The organism is Arthrobacter sp. 2YAF22_2 (assembly GCF_052114645.1).
GTDB lineage: Bacteria > Actinomycetota > Actinomycetes > Actinomycetales > Micrococcaceae > Arthrobacter.
This window is the reverse complement of record NZ_JBFRFD010000420.1, coordinates 1-3,368: the sequence shown is the minus strand read 5'-3', so window position 1 is coordinate 3,368 and position 3,368 is coordinate 1. Positions and strand designations below refer to the sequence as shown.

The 3,368-nt window shown below is 62.0% G+C and carries 3 protein-coding genes and 1 pseudogene; 2 read left to right on the top strand and 2 right to left on the bottom strand.

All coding sequences use genetic code 11. From position 1 onward, the window contains the following. Both AB4Y86_RS15175 and AB4Y86_RS15170 read left to right on the top strand, forming a co-directional pair. A partial coding sequence (locus AB4Y86_RS15175; protein ID WP_441403023.1) for an Ltp family lipoprotein occupies positions 1 to 750 on the top strand: 750 nt, incomplete at its 5' end. A 112-nt stretch (positions 751 to 862) separates the two neighbouring features. Continuing rightward, a complete protein-coding gene (locus AB4Y86_RS15170; protein WP_441403022.1) occupies positions 863 to 1,306 on the top strand; it encodes a hypothetical protein in 444 nt (147 codons plus the stop codon). Between the two features lie 51 nt (positions 1,307 to 1,357). On the opposite strand, the gene nrdF is transcribed toward AB4Y86_RS15170, so the two are convergent. Together nrdF and AB4Y86_RS15160 are read right to left on the bottom strand one after the other, a co-directional pair. After that, the gene (gene nrdF / locus AB4Y86_RS15165; protein ID WP_264354130.1) at positions 1,358 to 2,332 is read right to left on the bottom strand and encodes a class 1b ribonucleoside-diphosphate reductase subunit beta; all 975 of its coding nucleotides are present in this window, start codon (positions 2,330 to 2,332) and stop codon (positions 1,358 to 1,360) included. A 91-nt stretch (positions 2,333 to 2,423) separates the two neighbouring features. Further along, positions 2,424 to 3,368: pseudogene (locus tag AB4Y86_RS15160) on the bottom strand (class 1b ribonucleoside-diphosphate reductase subunit alpha); the annotation flags it as partial.

The following is a 3,368-nucleotide window of genomic DNA, read 5'->3' as shown; positions in this document are numbered from 1 at the left end:
CTCATAGACATCATCCTGCTGCTGACCAACACGACGCGCGACAAGCAAGGCTTACCCCTGGAGGGTTACGCCAGGCACCGGAAGCTGGCCCTGATCATTACCGTGTGCGTCATCCTCCTGAGCATTATCGGCAACTCGGCCGCCCGCGCCGGATCCGGCACCTCCGCCTCGTCCGTCACCGCACCCGAAAAGTCGGTCACCTCAACTACCGCCGTCCCGGTAGAAACCAAGTCGGCGGACCCCGCCGCTGAGAAGGCCAAAGCCGACGCGGACGTGAAAGCGAAAGCGGACGCCGACGCAGCCGCTGCGAAATCCAAGGCCGATGCTGACGCTAAGGCCAAGTCCGATGCCGACGCGGCAGCCGCCAAGGCGCAGGCCGACGCCACGGCGAAAGCCAAAGCTGATGCTGACGCAGCTGCCGCCAAGGCAAAAGCCGACGCTGACGCCGCTGCCAAGGCCGGGACCGCCAGCCAGCAGAACGCCCTGCGCTCCGCTTCCAGCTACCTCAAATTCAGCGCCTTCTCGCGGACAGGCCTCATCGGGCAACTGGAGTACGAGAAGTTCTCGACCGCGGATGCGACCTGGGCCGTGGACCGTATAACCGTCGACTGGAACGAGCAGGCAGCCAAATCGGCTCAGAGCTATCTGAAGATGACCGGGTTCTCACACGGCAGCCTTGTCGACCAGCTGATCTACGAGGGCTTCACCCCGGAGCAGGCCGAATACGGAGTGGCCAAAGCGGGTCTGTAGGCCCGGACGCGAGGGTCAGGCGACAGATCCGGGCTCTTAGCACTGCTCCCTCGGGCCTGCCTTCAGCTCGCCGGCGGCGATACGCTAGGCGGTCCGGCCGTACGCCGCCGCGATGAAGTCTTCGACGTCGTTGGCGCCGATGCGGATCCAGGCCGCGGCCGCCAACCTGGATCCCGCGCAGCTCGCCGGATCGGAGCAACACCCGCACCTGGGCGTCGCTGACGTTCAATCCCTCGGCGACGTGGTCGACGGTGAGAAACCGCTGGCGGGGTTCTGGCGTGTCAGGCATGGGGACATCGTAGACAGGCCGGAGATGGATCCCCGCGGGTCGGGCCCCGGCCGCGTCCTGCAGCCGGGGCCTGGACAGTACCGAGGTCGTGTCCCTAAAGGTCGGGGTCCCTTCTCGCCGGCCGTCGAGCGCCAGCTGCCCGCTCTGGCCGACCTCGAGATCCAGGGCGATCAGCGATCAGGCCGGATCTGGGTCAAAATTGACCTGAATTGGTCCAACTTGTTCCGAAAAATCTCAACCAGCTCGGAATCTCACAAGACCGATTAGTTTGTCCTAAGGACCAAGTTGCCTGTCCATCTACAAGGCGACGAAACGGACCTAGAAGTCCCAGTCGTCATCCTCAGTGTTAACAGCCTTGCCAATCACATAAGACGACCCCGACCCCGAGAAGAAGTCGTGGTTCTCGTCCGCGTTCGGCGACAAGGCCGACAGGATCGCCGGGTTCACGTCGGTTACGGAGGCCGGGAACATGGCCTCGTATCCCAGGTTCATCAGCGCCTTATTGGCGTTGTAGTGCAGGAACTTCTTGACGTCCTCGGCCAGGCCAACGGAATCGTAGAGATCATGGGTGTACTGGACCTCGTTTTCGTACAGCTCGAAGAGCAACTCGAACGTGTAGTCCTTGATTTCCTGCTTGCGCTCCTCGGACAGGCCTTCCAGGCCCTTCTGGAACTTGTAGCCGATGTAGTAGCCGTGCACGGCCTCGTCGCGGATGATCAGGCGGATCAGGTCGGCCGTGTTCGTCAGCTTGGCGCGTGAGGACCAGTACATCGGCAGGTAGAAGCCCGAGTAGAAAAGGAAGGACTCCAGCAGCGTGGACGCCACCTTGCGCTTCAGCGGGTCGTCGCCCTGGTAGTAGTCCATGACGATCTGCGCCTTCTTCTGAAGGTTCGCGTTCTCGGTGGACCAGCGGAACGCCTCGTCGATCTCCTTGGTGGAGGCCAGCGTGGAGAAGATCGATGAGTAGCTCTTGGCATGCACCGACTCCATGAAGGCGATGTTCGTGTAGACAGCCTCTTCATGCGGGGTGATCGCATCCGGGATTAGCGAGACGGCGCCCACGGTGCCCTGGATGGTATCCAGCAGGGTCAGGCCGGTGAACACGCGCATGGTGAGCTGCTGCTCGTCCGGCGTCAGCGTCGCCCAGGACTGCACATCGTTGGACAGCGGGATCTTCTCCGGCAGCCAGAAGTTATTGACCAGGCGATTCCAGACGTCCACGTCCTTGTCGTCCTGGATGCGGTTCCAGTTAATGGCTTCAACGTGGCTAAGCAGCTTGACCTTCTCGGTCATGTCATCCCCTAAGAAGTTGGGTTGGATCTCTAGTTAAAGCGTACGACGGCGGGCGAACACCCGCCGTCGTACTCAAGCATTTAGTTGAAGGTTAAAGCATGCAGCTGACGCAGTTGTCCACCTCAGTTCCCTCCAGCGCGAGCTGGCGGAGACGGATGTAGTAGATGGTCTTGATGCCCTTCTTCCAGGCGTAGATCTGGGCCTTGTTGATGTCTCGCGTGGTGGCCGTGTCCTTGAAGAACAGCGTCAGGGACAGGCCCTGGTCCACGTGCTGGGTGGCGGCGGCGTAAGTGTCGATGACCTTCTCGTAGCCGATCTCGTACGCGTCCTGGTAGTACTCCAGGTTGTCGTTCGTCAGGTACGGCGCCGGGTAGTACACGCGGCCCAGCTTGCCTTCCTTGCGGATCTCGATCTTGGACGCCACCGGGTGGATCGAGGAGGTGGAGTTGTTGATGTAGGAGATCGAACCGGTCGGCGGGACGGCCTGCAGGTTCTGGTTGTAGATGCCGTGCTCCATGACGGAGGCCTTGAGCTCGCGCCAGTCATCCTGGGTGGGGATGTGGATGTGCGCGAACAGCTCGGCAACCTTCGCCGTCTGCGGCACCCACTCCTGCTCGGTGTACTTGTCGAAGAACTCGCCCGAGGCGTACTTGGACTTCTCGAAGCCGCCGAAGGTCTGGCCGGTCCGGATGGCCAGTTGGTTGGAGGCGCGGATCGCGTGGAACACCACCGAGTAGAAGTAGATGTTCGTGAAGTCGATGCCTTCCTCGGAGCCGTAGTGCACCCGCTCGCGGGCCAGGTAGCCGTGCAGGTTCATCTGGCCMAGGCCGATCGCGTGGCTCTGGTCGTTGCCGCGGGCGATCGAGGGTACCGACGTGATGTTGGACATGTCCGAGACGGCCGAGAGTGCGCGGATGGCGGTCTCGATGGTCAGGCCGAAGTCCGGCGAGTCCATCGCCTTGGCGATGTTCAGCGAGCCCAGGTTGCAGGAGATGTCCTTGCCGGTGGTGTCGTAGGACAGGTCATCGTGGTACGT

Bases quoted from the DNA above. Each gene is read 5' to 3' on its own strand.
- nrdF (WP_264354130.1), bottom strand. From the start codon at position 2,332: ATGACCGAGAAGGTCAAGCTGCTTAGCCACGTTGAAGCCATTAACTGG.
- AB4Y86_RS15170 (WP_441403022.1), top strand. From the start codon at position 863: ATGAAGTCTTCGACGTCGTTGGCGCCGATGCGGATCCAGGCCGCGGCC.